Below are 26,434 nucleotides of genomic sequence, written 5' to 3'. Positions count from 1 at the left end.
TTTTTTTTTCAGTCTATGAATCGCAAAAATATTCAGTACTTTTTTAATAAATTTCCATTGACAAATATCGTTTTTTTTTTATAATTGATTTTAATAATAGTAAACACAGAATTTAGTAATACGATACTTTCCCGATTATCGGTAAGACGGGGCTCTTTACCTGCCACATGGCTGATAATCGGGATTTTCGTGTGCCTTTTAAAGGAGTTTTTATGGACATTGGAACAAAACTGAAAAGTCTGCGGACACAGAATGGACTGACTCAGCAGGAACTGGCAGACCGGGCTGAACTTACCAAAGGATTCATCTCCCAGGTTGAGCGAAACCTTACCTCACCATCCATCAGTACCCTCGCAGATATCCTGCAGTGTCTTGGCAGCAACCTTCAGGAATTTTTTACAGATGACACACCGGAACAGATTGTCTTTCGAGAAGAAGATTATTTTCTGAAAGATGATCCTGAACTTGGACACCAGATTGAATGGCTGGTTCCAAACGCACAGAAAAATCAGATGGAACCCATCCGTATGACCCTTGCTCCCCGGGGGCGTTCCTGTGTGGAACCCCCTCATGCAGGCGAGGAAATGGGCTATGTGCTGGAAGGAAGTATCCTTCTTACGCTGGGTAAGAAAACCTACCGCATACAAAAAGGAGAAACGTTTTATTTTCCCGCCGGCCAGGAACACTGGCTGGAAGCCGGAAAATGGGGTGCTACGATCCTGTGGATCTCCTCCCCGCCAAATTTCTGATGATAAAAAGGAGATAACTGTTCAGTACCTTCACAGTTACGAGCCAAAATGCATAAAAAATCACCTTCGTTGATGGCATTTTGGCTTGTATGTCTCGGGATTTTGACATATTCATGTCAAAACACCTCGCGGGACAGTGGCTACTGAATAGTTACAAAAGGAGACACTATGAGCAATCGATTAATAGATTTACAGCATATTACCAAAATCTTTGACGGTGAAAAGATTCTCGACGATCTGAATCTCTATATCCGCGAGAACGAATTTCTCACCCTTCTCGGTCCGTCCGGCTGTGGTAAAACTACAACGCTTCGAATCATCGGCGGTTTTTTATTTCCGGATGAGGGAAGTGTTATCTTTGACGGAAAAAACATCACACAGCTGGCTCCGAATAAACGCCAGTTGAATACCGTATTTCAGAAATACGCCCTCTTCCCGAATATGAATGTGGCAGAAAACATTGCCTTCGGTCTCAGGATAAAAAAGAAAAGCAAAGCCTATATTGATGACAAGATCAAATATGCACTGAAACTGGTGAATCTGGATGGCTATGAAAAGCGTAAAATCGATGCTTTGAGCGGTGGTCAGCAACAGAGAATCGCCATTGCCCGTGCCATTGTCAATGAACCGAAAGTGCTTCTTCTCGACGAGCCCCTGGGTGCTCTGGATCTCAAGATGCGCCAGGACATGCAGTACGAACTGATCCGTCTGAAAAATGAGCTGGGAATCACATTTGTCTACGTTACCCACGATCAGGAAGAAGCTCTCACCATGTCCGATACTATTGTGGTTATGAACGGCGGTTATATCCAGCAGATCGGTACGCCGGAAGATATCTACAACGAGCCACAAAACGCTTTCGTTGCCGATTTTATCGGTGACAGTAACCTTTTAGGCGGTACCATGATCCAGGATCGTCTGGTGGAAATTCTCGGTGCCAAATTCTTATGTGTAGATGAGGGCTTCGGAACTAATAACCCGGTAGACGTAGTCATCCGTCCGGAAGATGTAGAACTGGTGAAACCGGAAGTCGGTATTATCAAAGGCCGTGTGACTTCCGTCATCTTCAAAGGCGTACATTATGAGATGACTGTTCTGGCCAATAATTTTGAATGGCTGGTACACAGCACGGATATGTATCCGGCAGACAGTGAAGTGGGGATTTTTGTCAAGCCGTTCAATATTCAGATCATGCATAAACCGGAATCTGAGGATGAAAAGGCGGTGGATATTAATGAATAGCCCTAAAAAAACCTGGTTTGCTTTTCCCTATATTCTGTGGATCATCGGATTTACCCTGATCCCGCTGGGACTGGTTCTCTATTACGCCTTTACCGGCGCAGACGGTGGTTTTACTCTGGCAAATGTTCTCGCCATTACAGAACCTGTACATCTGAAGTCTCTGTGGACTTCTCTTAAAATGGCGTTTCTTACGACTTTGATCTGTTTTATCCTTGCTTACCCGCTGGGACTGGTGCTATGCAGTTTGAATCTGAAGAAAAGTAATTTCATCATTTTTCTTTTTATTCTTCCGATGTGGATGAACTTTCTGCTTCGAACCATGGCATGGCAGCTGATTCTCTCTACTAACGGCGTATTAAATACTCTGCTTGGCTTCCTGCATCTTCCGAAGGTGCATATTATTTATACCTTCCAGGCAGTTTTAATTGGTATGGTTTATGATTTTCTGCCATTTATGATCCTTCCGATTTATAATTCTCTTTCTTCCATCGGAGACGATGTTGTGGAAGCCGGAAAGGATCTGGGAGCCGGCTATTTTACCATTCTGCGAAAAATCATTTTCCCGCTGTCTCTTCCCGGAGTCATCAGCGGGATCACGATGGTATTTGTTCCGTCCATGACTTCCTTTGTTATTTCAAACATTCTGGGTGGATCCAATACCTTACTGATCGGAAATATCATTGAACAGGAATTTACCTACAATTTTAACTGGAATCTGGGCAGCGGGCTTTCCTTTGTACTGCTGGTATTTACTCTGATAAGTATGGGGCTGATGTCCGTCTTTGATAAATCAGAAGGAGGAACTAACAAATGGTAAAAACATGGGTCAAACGACTGTATATGGCATTCATCTTTCTGTTGTTGTATCTGCCGATTATCGTTCTGGTTGTACTGTCTTTTAACAAATCCAAGGCCAGAGTTACCTGGAGTGGATTTACTTTTCAATGGTATGCAAACCTTTTTGATAACAGTCGGATCACGGATGCCTTCACCACCACCCTGACACTGGCTTTCGGCTCTGCACTGGCAGCCACCATTATCGGTGTGGTTGGTGCCATCGGCATCAGCGCAATGAAAAAGCGAAATTACTCTATCATGCTGGGAGCTACCAATATCCCGATGTTAAATGCCGAGATCGTTACTGCATTGTCTCTGACACTGTTATTTATCCGTTTTATCAAATTGGGAATTACCACAGTATTTATCGGGCATGTGACATTCGGTGTTCCGTATGTGATTTTAAATGTCCTGCCCCGTCTTCGGACTCTCAATAAAAATGCATATGAGGCTGCACTTGATCTTGGAGCCACCCCACTGTATGCCTTTTTCAAAGTCTGCTGGCCGGAACTGATGCCGGGCATCATGTCCGGTTTTCTGATGGCAGCCACAATGTCGATGGATGATTTTGTGATCACCTATTTTACCAGAGGGCCTGGGATCAACACCATCTCTACGATGGTATATTCTGAAGTGAAACGTGGAATCCAGCCGGAAATGTATGCACTTTCCACGCTCCTGTTTCTGCTGATTCTTGTTCTGCTGCTGCTCTTTAACTTCTTATCCGGAAGAAAAAACAGTATGGAGGTGTAAAAAGAGACTCATGAATATGAAACATAAATTACTGATAGTATCGGTACTTTCCGGATCCCTTTTTCTTCTTGGCGGGTGTGGCTATAACAAAAATAATTCTTTGGTTGTTTTTAACTACGGAGATTATCTGGATCCTTCCATCATCGATTCTTTTGAGAAAGAAACCGGCATCAAGATCCTGTATGAAGAATATCAGTCCCCGGAAGAAATGTATATGAAATATAAGGCAGATATTGTGGACTATGATGTAATCTGTTCTTCCGATTATATTCTGGAAAAGCTTCGTACAGAAGATGAACTTCTTCCGATCAACTTTGACAATATTCCGAATGCTGCCAATGTAGACGAACATCTCTGGGAATTTTCGAAGACATTTGACCCTGAAAACAAATATACGATTCCTCATTACTGGGGTACACTGGGCATTCTTTATAACACACGTCTGGTGGATGAAAAGGTGGATTCCTGGGATATTCTTTTTAATTCAAAATACAGTGGCCAGATCATCATGGAAAACAGTGTCCGGGATTCCTTCGTTCCTGCGCTGAAGATGCTTGGGTATTCCATTAATACGGATAATACGGATGAACTGGATGAGGCGGAAAAGATTTTAATTGAACAGCGACCGATGGTACAGGCGTATCTGCTGGATTCCGCACGTGACGAAATGATCGCTGAAAATGCTGCTATCGCACTGGTGTATTCCGGAGAAGCTCCTTATGCGACAGAGTATAATGACGATCTGGCTTATGTGGTTCCGAAAGAAGGATCCAACGTCTGGGTAGATTCCTGGGCAGTCACAAAGGACTGTAAGAATACGGAAAATGCGGAAAAGTTCCTGAATTATCTGCTTCGGGTGGATATTTCAAAGATCAGTTTTGAGTATAATCATTATGGAACGCCGAATAAAAAGCTGGCTGAGATTCTGCCTGCAAAGTATACGGAGGATCCGGCACTGTTTCCTCCCAGTGATGTGCTGGATAATTGTGAGATTTTCAGGTCATTGGACCGGGGGACGCAGGATTATTACAGTAAGTTGTGGAAGGAGATTAAACTGGACTAAAAAGTTTGATTTTTCCCTTACGCCGGACGCAAAAAGCACCGGACTCCAGGGGCAGGCAGCGTGGGCAGTGCAACTTTGAACTAGCCACTAACTGCGACTATATTCACTTGGGTCAGCTGACCCAAGCGAAAGTCTCCGTAAGTGTCGGATTTCAAAGCTTGCCCTAAACGCCCACAAAGTGCTGCCTGCCCCTGGAGTCCGGTGTTTTTTGCTGTTGTTTGGAAGGGGAAATCCAGATTCCGCGCCTAATGTGGAATCTGGATTTGATTTTTTACTGTTTCTTTGATTATAATTTGATGATTTAAATTATTTTAATCTTTTCAAATTATCGGTTTTGTATTTACTGTCTTAGATATTTGTATAAGTTTATCTAAGAAAAATAGTAACTATTCAGTAGCCACTGTCCCGCGAGGTGTTTTGACATGAATATGTCAAAATCCCGAGACATACAAGCCAAAATGCCATCACCGAAGGTGATTTTTTATGCATTTTGGCTCGTAACTGTGAAGGTACTGAACAGTTACGAAAAATGTATTTTTACCCCAGATCCAGGTTTCGGATGTCTTTCGGGATGGGAGCTGTCAGGTGGAGTTTTTCGCCGGTGTAGGGTTGATACAGGGTGACTCCGTAGGCGTGAAGAGCTGCCCGGTGGAGTTGGGTCTGATCTCCGCCGTAGAGGGGATCGCCGAGTAGAGGGTACTTCAAGGTTGCCATGTGGAGGCGGATTTGGTGGGTTCTGCCGGTTTCCAGGTGGAGGGCGAAGCATTGGTTGTCTTTGCCGATCCAGAGGGATTTATAGAGGGTTCTGGCGGGTTTGCCGAGAGGAGTAGGAATCATGCGCAGACGGTTTTCAGGATCAGGAGCCATTGGAGTGTCGATTCGAGTCCATCCGTCCTGATCTGCCGTTGTCTCGTATTCTTCCATCCGCCGGATGATTTCACTCCATCCGGGGAATTTTTCCACTTTGTTTTTTTCTTCGACATCTTTCTTATGTTTTTCTTCTGCCTGACCTGTGTGTTCCGGAGTTCTTTCGATGTTTTTCAGATTACCCGTCTGGTTTTTGTGTTCACGGAATGGTTCCCTGCGTACAGGAATTTCTCCCTGCTCCTGTTTTTTGGTATCATCGTTCCATTTTACAGAAATCTCTGTCACGGCAAGATAGGTTTTCTGTAATTCTCCCCGCTCTCTCTGTTTTTGCAGTCTGGCGGCTGCGGTCTGGTTTTTGGCGAAGAGAACGATGCCAGATGTGTCTTTATCCAGGCGGCCGATGGGGCGGACGGTGTGGGACTCCTGCCGAAAAGCATAGTAGGCACTTACCTGGTTTGCCAGGGTGTCTTCATAGTGGCCGCCCTGAGGGTGAGTGACCACACCTGCCGGTTTGTTGACAGCTAAAAGGTCCTGGTCTTCGTAAAGAATATCCAGGACCTCTGTATTGACTGCCAGATGAGCGGAAGTCTGTGTTTCCGTCTCCAACAGGATCTCTATGATATCACCGGGCAGAGTTTTTTCTGTGACTCTGCACCGGGTACCATTTTTCCGGATTCCGTCAGGATGGAATTTTGCACGGCTGATTTCTTTTTTTGTGAAACCTGCCTGTTTTCTCAATACTTCCTGTACGATTCCTCCTTCTTCTACCTGAAGGCTCCATACCCTCCGGCTCTCGTTACGCATCTGCCTCCGGCAGGGCGTATACATATTCTTTGAACATCCGACCACGCTGTTCGTAGTTGTCGAACTGTCCCCAGCTTGCACATGCCGGTGATAAGAGAACCGCATCGCCTTTGTTTGCTTTTTCGGCACAAATCTTTACGGCTTCTTCCAGATTATCAGCCAGAATCGTATTCATAAATCCACACTTGTGGGCGGTCTCTTCGATCTTTTCTCTCGTTTGACCAATCAGCACCAGGAAACGAACTTTTCCGTCAAAAGCTTCGATCCACTCGTCGTAAGAAGACTGTTTGTCATATCCTCCACCGATCAGCAGTGTCGGACGGTCCATGGCCTGGATTCCTTTGATAGCCGCATCCGGGTTGGTTCCTTTGGAATCGTTATAATATACCACTCCGTTTTTCTCTGTCACATATTCGATCCGGTGCTCTACTGCCACAAAGTTTTCCACACTTTTTTTGATATTTTCCACCGGAACACCTGCATAATATGCCATGGCTGCTGCCGCCATTGTATTTTCGTGGTTATGTCGGCCAAGGATCTTCAGGCGGTCTGTGGTCGTGATCACGAATTCTTTTTCTCCGGCTCTTAAAACAATCTCTTTTCCTCTCAGGAAAATACCCTGTGGAAGTTCTCTGAGGCTGGAAAAATAGACAACCTTTGCTTTCACCTGTCCGCTTTCCCCGAAAGTTCTCAGCACCTCATCTTCATAATTCAGTACACAGACCTGATCTTTGGTCTGGTTGCCGGTAATCAGTTCTTTCACACGGATATATTCTTCCATCGTATGATGACGGTTCAGATGATCCTCTGTGATATTCAAAATTGCACTGACAGCAGGCTGGAAGTCCTGGATGGTCTCTAACTGGAAGCTGCTGATTTCCGCCACTGTCACAGTCTCTTCTTTTGTGTCCAGAGCTACAGAAGTATACGGTGTTCCAATATTTCCAACCACATAGACACTGTCCAGATAATCACTCATGATTTTTCCAAGCATGGCAGTTGTCGTTGTCTTTCCGTTGGTTCCTGTGATCGCCAGGACTTTTCCTTTACCCATCTGATAAGCAAGTTCTACCTCACCCCAGATCGGAAGTCCCTGTGTGCGAAGTGTCTTCACAATCGGAAGATCCGTCGGAACTCCAGGACTCATCACTACCAGATCCAGTGTTTTTCTCGCCTCTTCAGACAGTTCTCCGAGAATAATATCTACATTCTCCGGCTGTTCCAGTCTGGCTTTGATCGCCTCCGGATCCTGTTTGTCGTTTCCATCATAAATCACCGGACAAGCTCCCACTTTACAGAGCAGATCCGCTGCACCGATACCGCTGATACCGGCGCCAAATACTAATACACGTTTTCCTTCTAACTTCATGGTTCTCTCCCCGTTCTTTCAATGTGCTTAGAGTGCCAGCAGACCGATCATACACAGGATTGCTGTGATAATGGAGAAAACTGCCACAACTCTTGTCTCAGACCATCCACACAATTCAAAATGATGGTGGATCGGTGCCATCTTAAAGAATCTCTTTCCTCCGGTCTTTTTAAAATACGTAACCTGTATAATAACAGATGCCACCTCAATCAGATAAATAAGGCCTACCAGAATCAGAAACAGCGGCATCTGCAACATGTAAGCAGTACCTGCAACAAATCCTCCCAGTGCCAGTGAGCCGGTATCTCCCATAAATACTTTCGCCGGAAATACATTGAACAGCAAAAATCCCATCAGTGCGCCGACAACCGCACAGGTAATCGGTTCAATACCGCTTTGTGTTCCCACTGCCACTACCGTAAAGAATGTTGCCACCATTACGGTTACGCTGGATGCCAGACCATCCAGACCATCTGTAAAATTGACACCGTTTACCGTACCGATCACCGCTACAAATAAAAGCGGTACTGCCACCCAGCCGATATTCCAGTAATATCCATGACTGAAAGGTACCAACAGTGTCAGTTTAACGTCAGTAAAGCGAATCAGATAAAAAGCAAAAATTGCAGTTACCACGATCTGGCCTGCCATCTTCTGTGCCGGAAGCAGTCCATCGGAGCGTTTCAGCACAACCTTCAGATAATCATCCAGAAATCCGATCAGACCAAATCCCAGCGTAAGAAATAAGATCGGAATGATCTTCGGATAATCTTTTATATAAAGCAAAGATGTCACTGTTACTGCAATCAGAAAGATCAGACCACCCATGGTCGGAGTTCCCGCCTTGGAAAGATGGGACTTCACACCGTCGGTACGTTCCGTCTGGGATGCTTTCAGTCTCCTCAGAAACGGAATAATCACTGGTGCCAGAATCACACTGATCACAAAAGAAATAATCACCGGTATCACAATTTTAAAATCCATACTTCACCTCGTACATTATGAACATTTTTCTGTTCAGTTTTTTTACGTTCTAAGTATAATACTTTTCCCTCTATTCATCAACCGTTATTCCACACGCTTCACACAAATGCTTCCGAAAATTCCGTGATTCTGTCATTCTGTTTTGCTCTCCTCTATCACGACTACTGTTTTATCTATTCCCAGATACGGCAGCACATTCTCAAAAATCGTTTTCATCACCGGGGCTGCTATTGTTCCGCCATAATAGATTCCCTGCGGATTATAGATGATACAGACCCCGAGGATCACCGGATCATCGGCCGGAGCAAAACCGAGAAAAGAGGAAATATACCGGTTGGCACTTCTGGGCAATGTCTGAGAAGTAGCTGTTTTCCCGCCGATCCGATATCCTTCCACCTGCCCGTTTTTTCCTCCACCCTCTTTCACTACCATTTCCAGGGCATAGCGCATTTTCTCCGATGTCTGACCCGAAAGAATTTTCTTTTTTTTCTCATATGAATACGTTTTTATGACCTTTCCATCCCGGTTTTGCACCTTTACTCCGAAATGGGGTGTGATCCTCTCCCCACCGTTGATCAGAGAGGCGGCTGTCGTTGCCAGCTGCAGAGGAGTAATCTGGAATGACTGACCGAATGCGATAGTTGCCAGTTCCACCTGTCCGATATTTTCTTTTTTATGCATAATGGTTCCCGCTTCCCCCGGCAGATCAATACCTGTTTTTTCCAATAAACCGAATTTTTGAAAATAATCGTAATATTTTTCCACACCCAGCCGTAATGCCACATCAATAAAAACCGGATTACAGGAATTTTCAATTCCCTGTACAAAGGTCTGTGCTCCATGTCCGGTTCTTCTTGCACAGTGAATCCGCCGATCTTCCACCACCCGAAAGCCAGGACAGGAAAACTGATCCTGCAACGTTACCACACCGGCTTCAAGCCCGGCTGATGCCGTGATAATTTTAAATGTAGACCCTGGTTCATACGTGTCATTGATACAGGTATTTCGCCACATCCGATTTAGCGCATCCGTCCGTTCCTTCCGGTCTGATGCAGTCACAGACTCCGGCAGTGTGTACGGATCATTCAGATCAAATTCCGGTACATTTACACAGGCATAGATTTCGCCGTTTTGAGGATTAAGCAGAAGAACCGATACTTTCTCCGCTTCTTTTTGTTCCATCACACGTTCAGCCTCCTGCTGGGCATACATCTGCATATTATAATCCAGACTGATACAGAGATCGAATCCCGCTACCGGTTCCTTTCGTTTTTCCCCGATTCCATTTTGCTCGATTCCTCTGGCATCCGTTGTTGTGAGAATTGTCCCGTTGATTCCTTTTAACACTTCTTCGTATTTTACTTCCAGTCCGATGATTCCCTGATTATCTCCTCCGGTAAATCCAAGTACCCGGGAAGCAAGCCCGCCATACGGATAAAATCTTCGAAAATCCTCGTCCACTTTTACGCCGGCAAGCTGATATTCCCGGATCTTATCCCCCACTTCTTTTTCCACATTTGTTTTTACTCTTTCGATCGAGGATATTTTATTCACCCGTTTTCGTGCTTCCGCCTCATCGATTCCCAGCTCTTTTGTCAGCATCGCAATTACCTTTTCCGGTTCTTTGATCTGGCTGTGAATCACGGATATCGTACAAACTGTTTTATTATCTGCCAGTACAACTCCGTTCGCATCGAGAATTCGCCCTCTCGCGGCCTTGATCTTACGCTCTCTTTCGTGCAGATCATCGGCTTTTTTCGCATAATATTCCGACTGTACTACCATCAGATTGACCAATCGCCCTATCAAAGCTGTCAGCATAAACATACATCCCAGAAAAACCACCAGCGTTTTTTTCTTATGAAATGTTTTATTTTTCTCCATAAAAAACCCCGCAGAAGCTTTCCATTTAATGTATGGTCACTTCTGCGAGGTTATTCGTATTCCTGTTTTTACTTAATTTCCACTTTGTATGGCCGCTTCTTCATCAGTGATACCTTCACTCTCCTGCTTATTGTCAAGCTTGGTTTCACTGTCATCCTCCGGCGGTGCAGCCGTTGTTGTATCATCGGTGCTGTCAGACTGTCTGTTGGACTCTGCCTTCTGATTGATCAAATTTTCCAGATAAGTCATCTTTGCATTTGCTTTATCCGTTACCTCTTCATCCTGGAAAATGTTCAGATACGGAAGAATCTCTGTCATAACACCTTTATAAATATACTGTGCATACAGGCTATCTGCCTGATATTCTGTATTTGGTTCGTCAACAACCACATACACAACCACCTGCGGATCATCCAGCGGTGCGAAACCGATAAATGATACCAGATATTTTTTTTCCTCACGGGGATATTTCTGTGCAGTTCCTGTTTTCCCGCCCATACTGTAACCGTCTACCTTCGCTGCTGCTCCGGTACCATCAGACTCCATAACAGTCCCCATATACTGGCGGATCAGTGCTGATACATCACTGGATACAGTCTGTTTTGTTACTACAGGCTGCACATCTTTGATCACATCACCGTCCTCGTTCAATATTTTACTGACCACATGTGGCTGATAATAATATCCACCATTGATCACAGAACAGATTGCCGCAATCTCCTGAATCATCGTACAGGTATATCCCTGTCCGAAGGAAGCACTGGCAAGTTCGGTACTTCCCGATGAAAGACTTTCTTCGGTGTGAAGTATACCTGTTGCTTCTCCCGGAAGATCAATACCCGTAGTAGCACCGAAATTAAATATTTTCTGGTACTTCAGGAATTCCTCCGATCCCAGAAGAGCGCCGATTTGCATCAAACCATCGTTACAGGAATGCTTGATCAGATCTGACAGGGTTTCCGTTCCATGTGCTCCCGGATAGATAGCGCATCTGATTCTGGTCCCGCCAAACATCTGGTAACCGTCGCAGACAAACGTATCCGATGGCTGCACCACATCCGCATCCAATGCTGCACCAATGGTCAGCGGTTTTACCGTTGAGCCCGGTTCAAAAGCATCGCTGATACAATAATTTTTCCAGATACCGTAAAGATTCTCCAGCATCGTATCATTATCCATCCCATTGATCTCATCCTGCGAATAATAGGAAGTAAGATCTCTTGGATCGTTCAGATCATACGGATTATCCGTCGCCATGGCAAGAATCTCACCATTTTTCGGATTCGCAACAATGACACCTACATTTGCCGCTCCTTCGGCCCCTCTCGGACCATTTGCCATACCATCCATAAAATTGCTAATATATTTTTCTACTACCTGCTGAATATTAAGATCAATAGTTGATTCCACACTGTTGCCGTTAATCGGATCGATAATATTCTGTTCTACATCAGCATCTGAGTTGTAATATCCGAACTGTCTTCCGTTAACTCCGTTCAGAGTACTGGAATAATAGCCTTCGATTCCCCAGTCCGCGCTGTTTCCCGTATACGTAAATCCAACCAGATGACTGGCTGTGGAATTCAGAGGATATACTCTCCGGTAATCTTCTTCAAACCATACCCCTTTGATGTTCGAACGCTCTGCAATTTCTTCTTTTGTCAGTTTTTCTTTTGCTTCTTCACCGGATACATCGGTATAATCTTCAAACGCTTTCTTCTGATTGATAGAAACATTGCTTTGCAAAATCTGATACTGACTGTCTTTTGTAGTCTCATCTTCCAGTTTCTTTCGAACAGTTTCTTCATCCAGCCCCATCACATCAACCAGCGCTTTTATGGTTGGTTCTACATATTCTTCTTTTGTGTTGACTACTTTGCAGTCCAGAATAACTTTATATACTTTCTCACTGGTCGCCAGTACTACCCCGTTTCTGTCTGTGATATCTCCACGTTTGAACGGAATCACACGGCTGTCGTACTTTTGCTGCGACTGACTTAATACCTGTTTGCTGTACTGATTTCCCTGGCTGGCATTGATCACTGTGATTCGTATACCTAAACCTACGAAAGCCAGTACGACCATTCCAAACAGCCATACCAGCTTCATACGCATCTTACTATTTATCTTTCTTGTTAAAAGGGGATTCCCCCTTTTCTTTCTTCTCTTTCTTTGCACGCAACCACCTTATTTTGTCGTATCAGGTACATCTTTATACTGACGTACATAACTGTTTCCTGCAGTATCAAACTGATAAATCTGATCTTCCTGCGGATAAGTCATCCCCAGTTCGTTCATCGCCTTATCTTTTATCTTTTCCAGATCCACTGATGAAATGACACTGTTGTATAATGCATCATTGTCTGCTTTCAGCTGACTCAGTTCTGACTCTGCAGTGGCAATCTCCTTTGTCTGTGTCGTGATCGCAGACTTCATCTGCAGATAACGGACACACATAAACAGAGCTGCCGCTGATACCACTGCCAGAAACATTACATAACCGCGGCTCATCGCTCTGGTTCTTGCCCGATTTCTGGAAGTTGTCCGACGAACCGGTCTCACTTCCGGTTCTTCCTGTGGTATGGCCTGAATCTTGCGGACAGTATTACCATCTATCACATACTGTTCCACTGTTCGTTCCGATCTGGAATTTACCCTTCTGTTTTGCTTTCTGGCCATTGTTGCTGTCTCCTTACTTAGCTTCGGATATCTGACGTTCAAATACCCGCAATTTTGCACTCTGTGAGCGACTGTTCCACTCCAGTTCTTCCTCAGACGGAAGAATCGGTTTTCTTGTTATCACTCTGCCCTTGGATACTTTTCCGCATACACACACAGGAAAGTTCGGCGGACAGGTACATGGATTTTCATTTCTTCGGAAAATCGTCTTTACGATACGGTCTTCCAGAGAATGGAAGGTAATAATGCAGATCCTTCCTCCGTCATTTAAAAAGTCAATCATTCCATCCAGCGAATCACGCAGAACGTCAAGCTCATGATTCAGTTCAATCCTGAGCGCCTGAAATGTTCTCTTGGAGGGATGTCCTCCCGTTGCCCGGACTTTCATCGGAATGGCTCTTTTTATAATCTCCGTTAATTCTCCTGTGGTATGAATCGGTGTCTCCTGTCTTGCCAGACAGATATGTTTTGCAATATTTTTTGCAAACTTGTCCTCTCCATAGTCACGAATAATCCTGTACAGTTCACTCTCGCTATAAGTATTTACGATATCTTCCGCAGTTTTGGTCTGCCGCTGATCCATACGCATATCCAGAGGCACATCCTCCCGGTACGTAAAACCGCGTTCTGCATGATCCAGCTGATAGGAAGATACTCCCAAATCCAGCACAATACCATCAACAGAGTTGATTCCCCTTTTTTTTAATTCCGGGACCATGTGGCAATAATTACTGCGAATGATCATCGTGCGATCCTGATAGTCCCGCAGTCGTTCACTTGCCGCCTGTATTGCCGCATCGTCCTGGTCTATTCCTATTAATCTCCCCGTGGCAGATAATAATTTGCATACTTCCGAGGCATGTCCTGCCCCTCCCAAAGTTCCGTCAACATAGATGCCGTCCGGCTTCACATTCAGATTGTCTATGGTCTCTTTCAGTAATACCGATTTGTGTTTAAACTCCATCTAACACTCTTACTCCTTTTTTCACCGGATCTAGATGATAATTCCCATCTCCTGCATATCTTCTGCAATCGCATCCATATCATCATAGTCATTATTTTCACTCCACTTCGCCTTGCTCCAGACTTCGATCCGGTTCAGATTACCGGTGAGTACCACATCTTTCTCCAGACCTGCAAATTCCCGTAACGTTGCCGGTACCAGAATTCTCCCCTGTCGATCCAGTTCACATGTTGTCGCACCTGCCACAAAGAATCGTGAAAATTTTCTCGCATTTTTGTTTGTAAGCGGTAAAGCTTCCAGTTTCTTCTCAAAGATCTTCCACTGTTCCATAGGATAAATAGAAAGGCAGCCGTCTAAACCCTTTGTTAACACGAATTCATCTCCCAGTTCTTCGCGAAACTTAGACGGAATAATCAATCTTCCTTTTGTGTCAATTGTATGACTGTATTCTCCCATGAACATAGAATCTACCCTCTTTGAGTGCCGGGGAATTCCCCGGAATCATGAAATAAACGGTTCTCCCCAACCTTTTATTTCAGGTGCTTTCTGGAATCGGCTGCCACACACTCTCCCTTTCGCACCACTTTTCTCCACTTTCTACCACTTATGCTCTTTATTTTAAACCAAATGCAGTAAGAATACAAGGGGAAATTTTGGAAAAAAAATGAGGAAAAGCTTATCTTTTCCTCATTTTTCTGCATTTGTAACTGCCCGGTACCATCGCGGGATACTGCCTGTCGAACAGTTGCCTATATTTTTTTCTGTTTATTCGCTTATACATTGAAACGGAATAAAATTACATCTCCGTCTTTTACCACATACTCTTTTCCTTCCATGCGGACCAGACCTTTTTCTCTTGCTCCGGCATAAGAACCGGACTCCAGAAGGTCTTTATAGTTGACAACTTCTGCCTTGATAAATCCTCTCTCAAAATCGGTATGGATCTTTCCGGCTGCCTGCGGTGCCTTTGTTCCCACTTTAATCGTCCATGCACGTGTCTCATCCTCACCGGCAGTCAGATAACTCATCAGTCCCAGCAGTTCATAACTTGCTTTTATCAGTTTCTCCAGACCGGATTCCTGAATTCCCAGATCATCCAGGAACATTTTTTTCTCATCATCTTCCAGCTCGGCGATCTCCTGTTCGATCTCCGCACAGATAACAAACACACCACTGTTCTGCTCTTTTGCCAGTTCCCGGACAGCCTGTACATGCGGGTTTGAAGCACCATCATCTGCCAGATCATCCTCCGAAACATTTGCTGCAAAGATAACCGGTTTTGCTGTCAGCAGATTATACTCCTGCAGCCATGCCTCTTCATCTTCGTTTTCTGTTTCCAGGGTAATCGCCGGTTTTCCGTCTTCCAGATGTGCTTTGATTCTCTGCTGCAGTTCCAGCTCTTTCGCTGCTGTCTTATCCATTCTGGCTGCCTTGGTTGTCTTGGCAATTCTTCTCTCCAGAATCTCCAGATCCGAGAAGATCAGCTCCAGGTTGATCGTCTCAATATCACGTACCGGATCAATCTTTCCATCTACATGGATAACATTGGAATCTTCAAAACATCGAACCACATGAACGATCGCATCCACCTCTCGGATATTCGCAAGGAACTGATTGCCCAGGCCTTCTCCCTTGGAAGCACCTTTTACAAGACCCGCAATATCCACAAACTCAATCACCGCCGGAGTCACCTTCTTGGAATGATAAAAATCTCCTAACAATTTCAGTCTCTCATCCGGCACTGCCACAATACCCACATTCGGATCAATCGTACAGAACGGATAATTGGCAGACTCAGCCCCTGCCTTTGTCAGTGAGTTAAACAAGGTACTCTTTCCCACATTCGGAAGCCCAACGATACCTAACTTCATACTATATACCTCTTTCCTAAATTTCCTTTATTTTATAGCCTTTTGCTCTTCGCAATCGCATCGAGTGCCACAATAAGCGCCATTTACACAACACCATAAAGTCTATCATATTTCCCCCACACAGGCAAGTTTTCTTTTCTCCCCATTTGAATCCTCTCCCCATACCAGCCTCCTTCCCCCTTTGAACACCCAGCCGTCAGCCCACCCCATCCTCCACCAACCGCCCGCTAGTTGAGCACGCGTTTGAGACTACAGGCTCAAACCGAGCGTAGACCCGGGCAGCTGGTGGAGGATGGGGTGGGCTGACGGCGTCCCCTGTGTCCCAAAAAACTATCTTAATAAAATATAATAGCCGGGTGACCTCCCAGTGCAAGGGGAAAAGCAAAACATACACACTGGGAGTCCCCGGTTACTACCAAAAATCTATTCAGTTTCCGAAACCTCAGACTGGAATCCCGTCTTTTTTAAAACGTAACCTTCAACGTCTTAATCTCATAAGGTTTCATCTCGAAAGTCGCCTGATTTCCTGTAAATTCTACAGGATCTGCTCCTTCCTCCATCATATTACACTCGACAACAGATGTCAATTCCTTACCGAAAATTAGTGTCACCGGAGTTCTTCTGTTATAGCACTCGTACAGACGAACGATGACAGCATCTGAATCTTCCGCTTTTTTTACAACCTCAATCACTGCATTATCCTGATCAGAGGAAACCAGAGAATATTCCGGAGCAAGTGTTCCTCCTTCATTCTCTTTCCAGCTGTAGGTCAGAGGGTTATTGATCTGGTAAGCCTGTTTTACCGTACCGGCTTCTCGCCAGCCACCCTGATGTGGATAAATAGAATAGGTAAATTCATGCAGTTCTTTATCAGCTTCCGGATTCGGATGAATAGCAGATTTCAGCATGGACATACCGATCACACCATTACGGACACCAACACCATACTTGCAGTCATTTAACATACTGACACCGTAGCCATCCTCGGACACATCCATCCATTTATGGTGGCAAACTTCAAATTTTGCAAAATCCCAGGAAGTATTGTCATGGGTATCACGTTTTACGTTACCATACTGGATATCAAATGTAGCTTCGTTGGTATGTACATCGATCGGGAAGTAGTCTTTTACAAAGATCTGATGCTCTTTCCAGTCAATTACATTCTTGATATCGATTCTCGGAATGTCATGATACAGATAAATAAACTGTGTGATCGTGGAATCCAGATATTTACGCTCTACTTTTACGCAGGCTCTTACCGGACCATTTTCCACTACTTCCATCGCAGATACCTGATCGATATCCCAGGATTTTTCTGTATAATAATTGTTTACATCCCATGCATCATAGTTATGCGGGCGGTCTTCGTAACTTACGATCACGTTACCTGCTTTGCCAGGTTTCAGTATATCACGGTTTGCTTTCTTATCATAGATCTTCGCAAACTGACCTTTTTCATTATATTCCACCTTGAAGTATTCATTTTCCATCACTTCTGTGGAAACTTCCATGGACGGTGTTGTATCTGCTGCTTCTTCTTTCACGATATAAGTCTTATATCCTTTTCCTGGGACGCCTGCGGCAAAGAATACATATGTGCCGTCTGCGGTTTTCTGAACAGCCAGTTTGGTCTCGCCATCGTAAACTGCAGGTTCTCCCATTCCTTCCGGAACAGTAAAGGTTACCAGATCGTACGCTGCTGCACTGTTCGGGTTATATACAACCAGCGAATGCTTCGGTGCTTTTACACCGGCAGCGATATGAGCCAGCGTTGCATCAGTCAGCGCTTTATTTTGTGCAAAGATGCCTTCGTACTCTGCTTTGGAATCATCATACACTTCTTTGATCGAAGATCCCGGCAGAATATCGTGGAACTGGTTACGCAGGATGACCTCCCAGCCCTCATGCAGCTCTTTTTCCGGATATGCACCGCCTGCGGTCTGTGCATCCAGCATTGCGTACATTTCTTCGTTCTGATATGCAAATTCTGCTTTCCGGTTGAACTTTTTGTTTCTTGCCATAGAAGTATAAGTACCTCTGTGGTATTCCAGATACAGTTCACCTACCCATGTCGGCAGATATTTTTTATCGGTTACATGTTTATCCAGAACATGGAAGAATTCTTTTGCAGTAGACATCTTGGTTCTCGGCATACCCGGGAGACCTTTTGCCAGACGTCTCTGGTTCTCCAGCATATCTTTGGTTGGACCGCCGCCACCATCTCCGAAGCCGAAGCTGCAAAGTACTTCTTCGTTCAGATATTTCTGGCTGTATCGTGCCCATGCACCCTTCATCTGGCTCGGATTGATATATCCGTTATAAGTGGTAAAGTGTTCTGTCTCTGTACCACCCTCTACTGCTGCCTTATTATAGTCACGGGTCGGAACAAAATGTGTCAGTACACGGCTTCCGTCGATACCTTCCCATTCGAATGTATCATACGGCATCTTGTTAAACTCGTTCCAGCTGATCTTTGTTGTCATGAAATACGGAATTCCACATTTCTGCAGAATCTGCGGAAGTGCTGCGGAATAACCGAATACGTCAGGAAGCCACAGGATCTCATTGTCCACGCCGAACTCTTCTTTGAAGAATCTCTGTCCGTGTACAAACTGGCGAACCAGTGCTTCACCGGAAGCGATATTACAGTCTGCCTCTACGAACATACCACCGTCCGGCTCCCAGCGTCCTTCTTTGACTCTTTCTTTGATCTGTTCATACACATCCGGAGCATTTTTCTTCACATATTTGTACAGCTGTGGCTGGCTGGACATAAATACATATTCCGGATATTCTTTCATCAGTTCCAGTACGGTAGAAAAACTTCGGACTGCCTTGTCTTCTGTCACGCGCAGCGTCCACAGCCATGCACAGTCAATGTGTGTATGTCCTACACAGTAGATGATCGGGCTTTTCTCACCGTCACAATATTTCTCATAAAATTCTTTTGTGATGTACTCCTGTGCTTTTTCCAGGCTTTGATAATACTCTTTGGAACCTTCTTTTCTCATATCCAGCAGATTCAGAGATTCGTTCAGTGCCTGAATAATCGTAATATATGCCTGATCTTCCGTGTTCAGCAGTCTGGCACTCTGGTACGGAACTTCCAGGTCATAGTAATATTTCTCAGTCTTACGATCCAGTACTTTCAGGCTGGAGTTCATCTTCAGACTGAAGTTCTGGTCTCCGGTAAATGCGGAAAGAACAATGCGATAGGTGTCTCCTGCTTTGGCAGGCTCTGCCAGAATGATTTCTCTGTGGTTGACATCAAGCCCCTGTACTCTCACACCGTTTACAAAGATGGAAAACTGTGGATTCGTTGCATCCCACTCTCCTTCTTTTCCGGTTTTCAGTTCATACACTACACACTCTCCGTCAAATTCTTCCGGAATCGTCACTACGGTCTCAAACCAGTAATATTCTCTGTGTCCGCCCCACAGTTCCTGGTTCGTAATCTCTGTCCAGGATGAGGTATCCAGATTGTTTACATCCAGACATCTCTCATCGGTGCGGATCATCTTGTAACTCGGAATCGCAACCTGCTTCGGATATACCTGTTCCTGCAGATATTCCAGCATTTTACCGATTCTTTCTTTTAGCAATATCATTTTTGCTACCTCCTGATAAATAATAACTTATTGGCAACCGTTTTCTCTCTTTACCCCCTGCGGTTGCACAAAAAAACATCACCAATGCCTGTGCACACAGCAAACATTAAAATAAATCTGTGTACTTTTCTGCATCCGGCGATGTTTTTTTATAGCGGTTCTCTTAGGAAACAGAACATACAGCAGAACTGACAGCTTTTCGTCGAGAACTTTCCCATCACGGAAAGCACTGCTGGTAATATTATACCATACACTCTCTCCTTTTTAAAGTTCTGATGTTATCTTTTTCCTATATTTATTCATTTTGTCAGGTTTTTTTTCGTCAACTTTACTTTTTCATAGAAAGCGCAAATAATGCAAACAATGAGTTTGCCCATGCGAACCATTCTCTGGTGAATTTCTTCGGATCCTGACAGTCAAATCCCTCGTGCATCACTTTACAGTCTGCATCGGTAGCCAGAAGGGTTTCCAGCAGTTCTTTTCTCTCTTCTTCGTCATCAGAAGTCAGTCCCTGCATCGTCAGTGCGATGTGCCAGATATACTGATCCGGTGTGTGCGGACTTCCGATTCCTTTTGCGCTGACGCCTTCAAAATAATATGGATTCTTTTTGCTTAATACAAAGGCTCTTGTATTTTTATAAATCGGATCGTCTTTTCCGCAATATGACAGCCATGGCAGGGACAACAGACTCGGTACATTCGCATCGTCCATCAGATTGTAGTTGCCAAGACCATCTGTCTCGTATGCATAGATCTTTCCGAAGGTTTCATCTTCCACGATACCATATTTCCGGATACCTTCCTGGATCTCTGCCTGTAACTCTTTTGCTTCTTTTGCCATCTGTGGATCCTGGAAATCTTTCTCCAGGAATTCTGCCATATAATCCAGAACTACGCTTGCAAACATGTTGGACGGAATCAGATAACCATACTTGCACGCATCATCACTCGGGCGGAATCCGGACCAGGTCATACCGGTGTAACCTACCGGTGCACCCTTTCCATCGTTACTTAAGGTATCAGACGGGGGACAGTTGAGACGTACGAAAGAATACTCGGAGTTCTCATGGTACTGCTCTGTCTGCCATACATCCAGAATGTCGCGAAATGCCTGTTTTACTTCCGGTGTAAAGACATCCCTTGCTCCGGAATTCTCCACGTACTGTTTGATCAGCCAGATCGGGTAGCACAGGGAATCAATCTCATACTTTCTCTCCCAGTTCCACGGATTGTATTTTGTCAGGTCTTTCTCCCAGCAGTTTCCGTTGTCTTCTTCGTTAAATGCATTGGCATACGGATCAATATGTACATACTTTGCCTGACGGGCGATCAGCCCTTTTACCATCTCTTTTAAGATTGGATATTCTTTCAGATATGGCAGATAATGAACGACCTGTGCAGAAGAATCTCTCAGCCACATTGCTGCGATATCTCCGGTAAATACATACGCTTCTCCGCTCTCAAGAAATTTTGTCGTGGTTTTTGCAGTACTTACATAACAGTTCTGGAATGTTTCCTGCATCTTCGGATTCCCTTCCCAGTATGCTGCTTCTTTTCCGGCGATTTCTTCTACCGCCTGAACCAGTGCTTCTTTCTTTTCCTGTGTGTTCATGTAAAAATCCTCCTTGTCACTTCAGTCTTTGCTTTGTATCATCAACAGTACACCCTGTTCCCAGCTGACATCTGCCACATCCGCTGTGATCTCATTGCTCACCCCCAAACCTTCCCGGTCTTTTAACTGATAGTGATCCAGCGGGTATTTAAAGCCCTTAAGTGTCAGTCCTTCCACGGTTTCACCCATGGGGAACAGAGACACATAAGTACCATACTGTTCTTCTTTTTTGAGAGAAAATGTTTTTTCTACCGGAAGACCGATCTTATTTCTGCTGTCCACGATCCATACCGGTACTTTTTTCTCCCATGCTTCCTTTAATATCTGCAGATTGCAGACCACGTGATCGATCCTGGTCCCCGTTGCCCCCAGAATCCAGATCTCTGTACTGCCCTCTTCCAGGGCTTTATCCAGTGCGATCTTTGTATCTGTCGCATCCTTTACCGGATTGTAGGTACGGATCGGGATCTCTCCCTCCTGCCGGTAACGTTCCAGAATCTCTCCCGGAAGACTGTCAAAATCTCCCACGATATAATCCGGACGGATGTCATATTCATAACAAAACTGTAACCCTTTGTCTACTCCGAGAATGTAATCTGGTTTCAACTCCTGTATAAAGGAGAGAGCAAAATCTGCTTCGATCATGCCCCCTGTGATAATCAGCGTTTTCATTTTTATCTGCTCTCCATTTTCTCTTTCAGGCAACGGACGTTTTCTCCAATATTTCCGCCAAAGACAGCAGATCCGGCAACCAGAATATTGGCACCTGCATCCAGTACTTTATCGATGGTCTTTTCGTTAATTCCGCCATCTACCTGAATATCCACGTTCAGTCCTGCCTCCGTGATCATTTTTCGTAGTTTCTGTACTTTTCCGGTACAGCTTTCAATATAACTCTGCCCACCAAATCCAGGATTGACTGTCATGATCAGTACCATATCTACCAGATCCAGCACACATTCCAGCTGACTGACCGGTGTACCCGGATTGATCGCCACACCGACCTTCATTCCGGCTTTACGGATCTCCCGTAATGTGCTGTCCAGATGCTTACATGCTTCCGCGTGTACGGTCAGCATATCCGCTCCGCTTTTTTTGAATTCTTCAATATATCTTCCCGGCTCCTCGATCATCAGATGGACATCAAAAAACAGAGAACTGTTTTTACGAATGGATGCGATCACCGGCATCCCAAAGGAAATACTCGGAACAAATGCTCCATCCATCACATCTATATGAAGCCATTCCACTCCTGCTTCTTCCACCTGTCGGATCTGTTCTCCAAGACAATTAAAATCTGCTGCCAATATAGATGGTGATAACTGATACATCGCTTAATATCTCCTTTTTTCCTGTTCTTTCAGCTCTTCATAAAAGCTGACATAATTTTCATAACGCTGTCTGTGAATTTTTCCTTCTTCCACTGCCTGTTTAACCGCACATTCCGGCTCATGAACATGCACACACCCCTGAAACCTACATTTTCCTTCATATTCCGCAAACTCCGGATAGTGGAACCGCAGTTCCTCTTTTTCCATTCTCTCCACAAACAGAGAACTGAATCCCGGTGTATCCATCAGATAGGTGTGTTCTCCCACTGTCAGAAGCTGTGCATGGCGGGTCGTATGACGCCCACGTTTCAGTTTTTTACTGATCTCGCCTGTCTCCATGCTGACTTCTTCCTGTAAGAGATTTGTCAACGATGATTTTCCCACACCGGATGGTCCTGCAACCACTGTTGTTTTTCCTTCCAGAATCTTACGGATCTGGCTGATTCCTTCCTCCTGTTCGGCACTGGTAAGAAGCACCTGGTAGCCACAGGAAATGTAGATCTGATACATCTGATCCAGTTCTTCCTGCTCTGCCAGATCTTTTTTATTGAAACAGATAATACTTGGAATCTCCTGCTGTTCCATTGTAATCAAAAAGCGGTCCAACAGCTGGTAATTCGGATCCGGCTGACGGACTGCAAAAATCACAAGTGCCTGATCCACATTTGCCGCTGCCGGCCGGATCAGTTCATTTTTTCTTGGAAGAATCTGTATCAGATTGCCGGTCTTTTCTTTTTCGTCCAGAACTTCAATCTCCACATTATCTCCTACCAGAGGTTTTTTCTTCTCTTTTCTGAAGATTCCCTTTGCTTTACATTCATAAACTCCGGACTCTGCTACGTCCACGTAGTAGAATCCGGCAATTCCTTTTATAATTTTTCCCTGCATAGATACCTCTTAAGACTGTTTAAACGGCACATTAGAATAATGTCCACGTTCTACATAATCTCCGTCTACCATTTCCCTCAGATATACGGTTCCGGTATCCACCCCATCTGCACCGGCAATTGCCAGTGTATAAGGGAATGTAATCGTCTGTCCGTCCAGAATCACAGTCTCCACGTTCTGTCCATTGACATTCTGCACCAGAGTCAGCTGCACCGGTCCCCCGGTATATGTAGATGGCTGATCCAGTTTTACATTACAAGTCCAGCTTCCGGTATCGCTGTCGGAAGCATCCCCCTCTGCAGGTGCCTCATTCGGAAGAGTTGTTGTCTCAGGCGCATGATAAACCTGAAGCGTAATAGTAGATCCCGGATCTACAGAAGTTCCCGCTGCCACACTCTGATTTGCCACACAGCCTTCCGCCACATTACCGGACGCATCTGTAGTTGTCTCTACATTTACCTGTAATCCCTGATCATTCAGTGATTTCTTCGCTGTTGCTTCATCCTGTCCGATGACATTCGGTACTTCTACCTGTTTGTTCTCTTCTCCCAGACTGACAACCAATGTAATGGTGGATCCTGCATCTACCTTTGTTCCTTCGGAAGGATTTACACTGATAACTTTTCCGATGGCTACCGTATCACTGTAATCCTGCTGAATCTCAGTATTCAGACCTAGTGCTTTGATCAGAGCTTCTGCCTCACTCTGTGATTTACCGGTTACACTCGGCACACTCGGTGCATCTGTTCCCGAACTTACAACATAGTTAATTACCGTTCCCTGATCTACTTTTGTTCCTGCCTCTGTTTCCTGAGACATGATGGTTCCTGCTTTATATTCGGAAGACTGACTTTCTCCGGTCTTGTTTCCCTTTAAGCCAAGCTGTTCCAGAACACTCAACGCATTTTCTTCTGTCATGCTGGTCAGCTTCGGTACAGATACCTGTCCGTTTTCATCTACTGTATCATCAATTTCTTCCTGTTCTGTCTGCTGAGTGTCATCTTTTTGTGCAGTTCCACCGATATTTACCAGACCTGCTGCCCGTGCAATAAAGAAAATCAGAATACAGATAATGATCGCACCGATAATAAATCCGCCGATAGTCATAGCTTTTTCCAGTTTGGAACTTACTTCGCCTTCCTCATCGTCTTCCTCATCGTCATCATACTCGTCATCATATTCATCATCATCATCTTCTTCCTCCTCATACGTATCTTTCTGAGGAGTGGCATATCCTGAACGTCCTTCCCTGATGGCTTCCAGTTCATCATCGGAAAGCATCACCGTCTGTGCATGCTGTGCCAGCGGTGTCACTACAACAAAATTTCCATTCGGATCCAGCAGCGAATGTTTCAGATCTTCAATCACTTCTGACATATTTTCATATCTGCGGTCAACGCTTTTCTGTGTACATTTCAGAATGATCTGTTCCAGACTGTATGGAAGATCCGGTACATATTTTCTGGGTGATACAATTTCTTCCTGCAGATGCTTAATTGCAATTGCAACAGTAGTATCCCCGTCAAACGGAACATGTCCCGTTACCATCTCATACATGGTAATACCAAGCGAATAAATATCACTCTTGGCATCACTGTAACCACCACGTACCTGTTCCGGTGAACTGTAATGTACCGATCCCATCACATTGGAACTGATGGTATTGGAAGAAGCTGCTCGCGCAATACCAAAGTCAGACAGCTTTACTTTACCATCTACAGATATGATAATATTCTGCGGTTTTACATCTCTGTGCACAATATTGCTCTTATGTGCCGCCTCCAGTCCTAGAGAAACCTGAATCGCAATACTCGTTGCCTCTCTTACGGAAAGTTTTCCTTTTCTTGTAATATAGTCTTTCAGGGTAATCCCCTGTACCAGTTCCATGACAATATAGTAAATGCCGTTATCCTCCCCAACATCATAGACATTTACCACATTCGGATGCGCAAGACCTGCTGCAGCCTGTGCTTCCTTGCGGAATTTGGAAATAAAGCCTTTATCCTGGCTGAATTCCGCTTTCATTACCTTCACTGCTACGAGACGGTTCAACTTATGATCTTTTGCTTTGTAGACATCCGCCATACCGCCGCTGCCGATTCTGCTGATGATCTCGTATCTTTCTCCTACAATCATTCCCTCTTTTAACATTCTTTCACCTCGTTTGTAAATGGTTCGATTAGAATTACTGATATATTATCTCTGCCCCCGTTTGTATTGGCAGTTGCCACCAGTTGTCTGCCGGACTGTTCGATATCCGGTGAATCCCCCAGAATTTTCTGGATCTCCTCATCCGCCACCATATTACTCAGTCCGTCTGAACACAGCAAAATCCGATTCTTTTCCTCCAGCTGCACATCGAAGAAATCGATATCCACCGCTTCGGACGCTCCTAATGCTCTAGTGATAATGTTTTTATCCGGATGATTCCGGGCTTCCTCTTTACTGAGTTCTCCCCGCATCACCATCTCGGCGATCCAGGAATGGTCTCTGGTGATCTGCACCAGGCCCTGTTCACCGGAAATATACAGACGACTGTCTCCCACATTGGCCACATACGCATAATATCCCACAATGGTCACCGCCACGAGGGTTGTCCCCATGCCGGCTTTTCCTGCATCTGCTTTCGCCAGCTCATGAATCTTTTCATTCGCTTCCTCAATTGCATGACGCATGATCTTTATAGGATTAAAACTCATATCTTTTTTTACTGATGCCTCGATTACAGAAACGGCACAGCGTGAGGCAAAATCTCCGGCATTATGCCCGCCCATTCCATCGGCAAGCACAAACAGATTTGGAAGATTTCCTATCGGCTGCTCGGACGCATATACATAATCCTGATTCTGACTTCTGACCTGTCCTACATCTGTCAAAGAAAATGACTTCATGCCAGCTTCTCCCTTGTCTTTTTATTTGTAACTGT

General features: G+C 44.8%; 21 protein-coding genes. 5 read left to right on the top strand and 16 right to left on the bottom strand.

The annotated features are described in order from the left end of the window. Positions 1 to 212 precede the first annotated feature (212 nt). The 5 genes from FYJ57_RS02015 (at position 213) to FYJ57_RS01995 (ending at position 4,644) form a co-directional block, all read left to right on the top strand. The gene (locus tag FYJ57_RS02015) at positions 213 to 749 is read left to right on the top strand and encodes a cupin domain-containing protein (protein WP_154431346.1); all 537 of its coding nucleotides are present in this window, start codon (positions 213 to 215) and stop codon (positions 747 to 749) included. A 168-nt stretch (positions 750 to 917) separates the two neighbouring features. After that, positions 918 to 1,991: an ABC transporter ATP-binding protein gene (locus tag FYJ57_RS02010; RefSeq protein WP_022171100.1), complete on the top strand. Its 1,074-nt coding sequence runs from the start codon at positions 918 to 920 to the stop codon at positions 1,989 to 1,991. After that, positions 1,984 to 2,808: an ABC transporter permease gene (locus FYJ57_RS02005; RefSeq protein WP_154431345.1), complete on the top strand. Its 825-nt coding sequence runs from the start codon at positions 1,984 to 1,986 to the stop codon at positions 2,806 to 2,808. The genes FYJ57_RS02010 and FYJ57_RS02005 overlap by 8 nt, the downstream gene beginning before the upstream one ends. Further along, on the top strand, positions 2,802 to 3,581 hold the full coding sequence (locus FYJ57_RS02000) for an ABC transporter permease (RefSeq protein ID WP_154431344.1): 780 nt from the start codon (positions 2,802 to 2,804) through the stop codon (positions 3,579 to 3,581). Before FYJ57_RS02005 ends, FYJ57_RS02000 begins: the two co-directional genes overlap by 7 nt. A gap of 16 nt (positions 3,582 to 3,597) precedes the next feature. Further along, positions 3,598 to 4,644 (top strand): ABC transporter substrate-binding protein, encoded by a 1,047-nt coding sequence (locus FYJ57_RS01995; protein ID WP_154431343.1) that lies wholly within the window; start codon positions 3,598 to 3,600, stop codon positions 4,642 to 4,644. Positions 4,645 to 5,181: 537 nt separating this feature from the next. On the opposite strand, the gene FYJ57_RS01990 is transcribed toward FYJ57_RS01995, so the two are convergent. From FYJ57_RS01990 to FYJ57_RS01915, 16 genes are all read right to left on the bottom strand, one after another. Next, positions 5,182 to 6,315, bottom strand: a complete 1,134-nt coding sequence (locus FYJ57_RS01990; protein ID WP_205839890.1) for an RluA family pseudouridine synthase — start codon at positions 6,313 to 6,315, stop codon at positions 5,182 to 5,184. Continuing rightward, entirely contained in the window at positions 6,308 to 7,684 is a 1,377-nt protein-coding gene (gene murD / locus FYJ57_RS01985; protein WP_118574690.1) for a UDP-N-acetylmuramoyl-L-alanine--D-glutamate ligase, read from the bottom strand. Before murD ends, FYJ57_RS01990 begins: the two co-directional genes overlap by 8 nt. Positions 7,685 to 7,711: 27 nt before the next feature. Beyond that, positions 7,712 to 8,668: a phospho-N-acetylmuramoyl-pentapeptide-transferase gene (mraY, locus tag FYJ57_RS01980; RefSeq protein WP_022171094.1), complete on the bottom strand. Its 957-nt coding sequence runs from the start codon at positions 8,666 to 8,668 to the stop codon at positions 7,712 to 7,714. 132 nt (positions 8,669 to 8,800) lie between these two features. Next, entirely contained in the window at positions 8,801 to 10,552 is a 1,752-nt protein-coding gene (locus FYJ57_RS01975) for a peptidoglycan D,D-transpeptidase FtsI family protein (RefSeq protein WP_154431341.1), read from the bottom strand. Positions 10,553 to 10,624: 72 nt separating this feature from the next. Then, positions 10,625 to 12,661, bottom strand: a complete 2,037-nt coding sequence (locus FYJ57_RS01970; protein WP_235904340.1) for a peptidoglycan D,D-transpeptidase FtsI family protein — start codon at positions 12,659 to 12,661, stop codon at positions 10,625 to 10,627. A gap of 78 nt (positions 12,662 to 12,739) precedes the next feature. Continuing rightward, the gene (locus FYJ57_RS01965; protein ID WP_022171091.1) at positions 12,740 to 13,231 is read right to left on the bottom strand and encodes a hypothetical protein; all 492 of its coding nucleotides are present in this window, start codon (positions 13,229 to 13,231) and stop codon (positions 12,740 to 12,742) included. A 13-nt stretch (positions 13,232 to 13,244) separates the two neighbouring features. Continuing rightward, a complete protein-coding gene (gene rsmH / locus FYJ57_RS01960) occupies positions 13,245 to 14,195 on the bottom strand; it encodes a 16S rRNA (cytosine(1402)-N(4))-methyltransferase RsmH (RefSeq protein ID WP_106491579.1) in 951 nt (316 codons plus the stop codon). Between the two features lie 30 nt (positions 14,196 to 14,225). Next, positions 14,226 to 14,657: a division/cell wall cluster transcriptional repressor MraZ gene (mraZ, locus tag FYJ57_RS01955; protein ID WP_022171089.1), complete on the bottom strand. Its 432-nt coding sequence runs from the start codon at positions 14,655 to 14,657 to the stop codon at positions 14,226 to 14,228. A gap of 311 nt (positions 14,658 to 14,968) precedes the next feature. Continuing rightward, a complete protein-coding gene (gene ychF / locus FYJ57_RS01950) occupies positions 14,969 to 16,066 on the bottom strand; it encodes a redox-regulated ATPase YchF (RefSeq protein WP_022171088.1) in 1,098 nt (365 codons plus the stop codon). 464 nt (positions 16,067 to 16,530) lie between these two features. Continuing rightward, positions 16,531 to 19,677 (bottom strand): alpha-mannosidase, encoded by a 3,147-nt coding sequence (locus FYJ57_RS01945; RefSeq protein ID WP_154431339.1) that lies wholly within the window; start codon positions 19,675 to 19,677, stop codon positions 16,531 to 16,533. A gap of 328 nt (positions 19,678 to 20,005) precedes the next feature. After that, positions 20,006 to 21,289, bottom strand: coding sequence for a glycoside hydrolase family 125 protein (locus tag FYJ57_RS01940; RefSeq protein WP_154431338.1), 1,284 nt, complete (start codon positions 21,287 to 21,289; stop codon positions 20,006 to 20,008). Between the two features lie 21 nt (positions 21,290 to 21,310). Continuing rightward, positions 21,311 to 21,961 (bottom strand): thiamine diphosphokinase, encoded by a 651-nt coding sequence (locus FYJ57_RS01935; RefSeq protein WP_022400335.1) that lies wholly within the window; start codon positions 21,959 to 21,961, stop codon positions 21,311 to 21,313. A 2-nt stretch (positions 21,962 to 21,963) separates the two neighbouring features. After that, entirely contained in the window at positions 21,964 to 22,620 is a 657-nt protein-coding gene (gene rpe / locus FYJ57_RS01930) for a ribulose-phosphate 3-epimerase (protein ID WP_154431337.1), read from the bottom strand. 3 nt (positions 22,621 to 22,623) lie between these two features. Continuing rightward, positions 22,624 to 23,508 carry a ribosome small subunit-dependent GTPase A gene (rsgA, locus tag FYJ57_RS01925; RefSeq protein WP_106491594.1) on the bottom strand — a complete coding sequence of 295 codons (885 nt, stop codon included), beginning with the start codon at positions 23,506 to 23,508 and terminating at the stop codon, positions 22,624 to 22,626. A gap of 9 nt (positions 23,509 to 23,517) precedes the next feature. Then, entirely contained in the window at positions 23,518 to 25,659 is a 2,142-nt protein-coding gene (gene pknB, locus FYJ57_RS01920) for a Stk1 family PASTA domain-containing Ser/Thr kinase (protein WP_154431336.1), read from the bottom strand. Beyond that, entirely contained in the window at positions 25,653 to 26,399 is a 747-nt protein-coding gene (locus FYJ57_RS01915) for a Stp1/IreP family PP2C-type Ser/Thr phosphatase (protein ID WP_154431335.1), read from the bottom strand. Before FYJ57_RS01915 ends, pknB begins: the two co-directional genes overlap by 7 nt. Positions 26,400 to 26,434: the final 35 nt, after the last annotated feature.

The sequence above is a fragment of the Oliverpabstia intestinalis genome, from assembly GCF_009696065.1.
In the GTDB taxonomy this organism is placed as follows: Bacteria; Bacillota; Clostridia; order Lachnospirales; family Lachnospiraceae; genus Oliverpabstia; species Oliverpabstia intestinalis.
The sequence above is the reverse complement of the archived record's forward strand: the minus strand, read 5'-3'. Positions and strand labels throughout refer to the sequence as shown.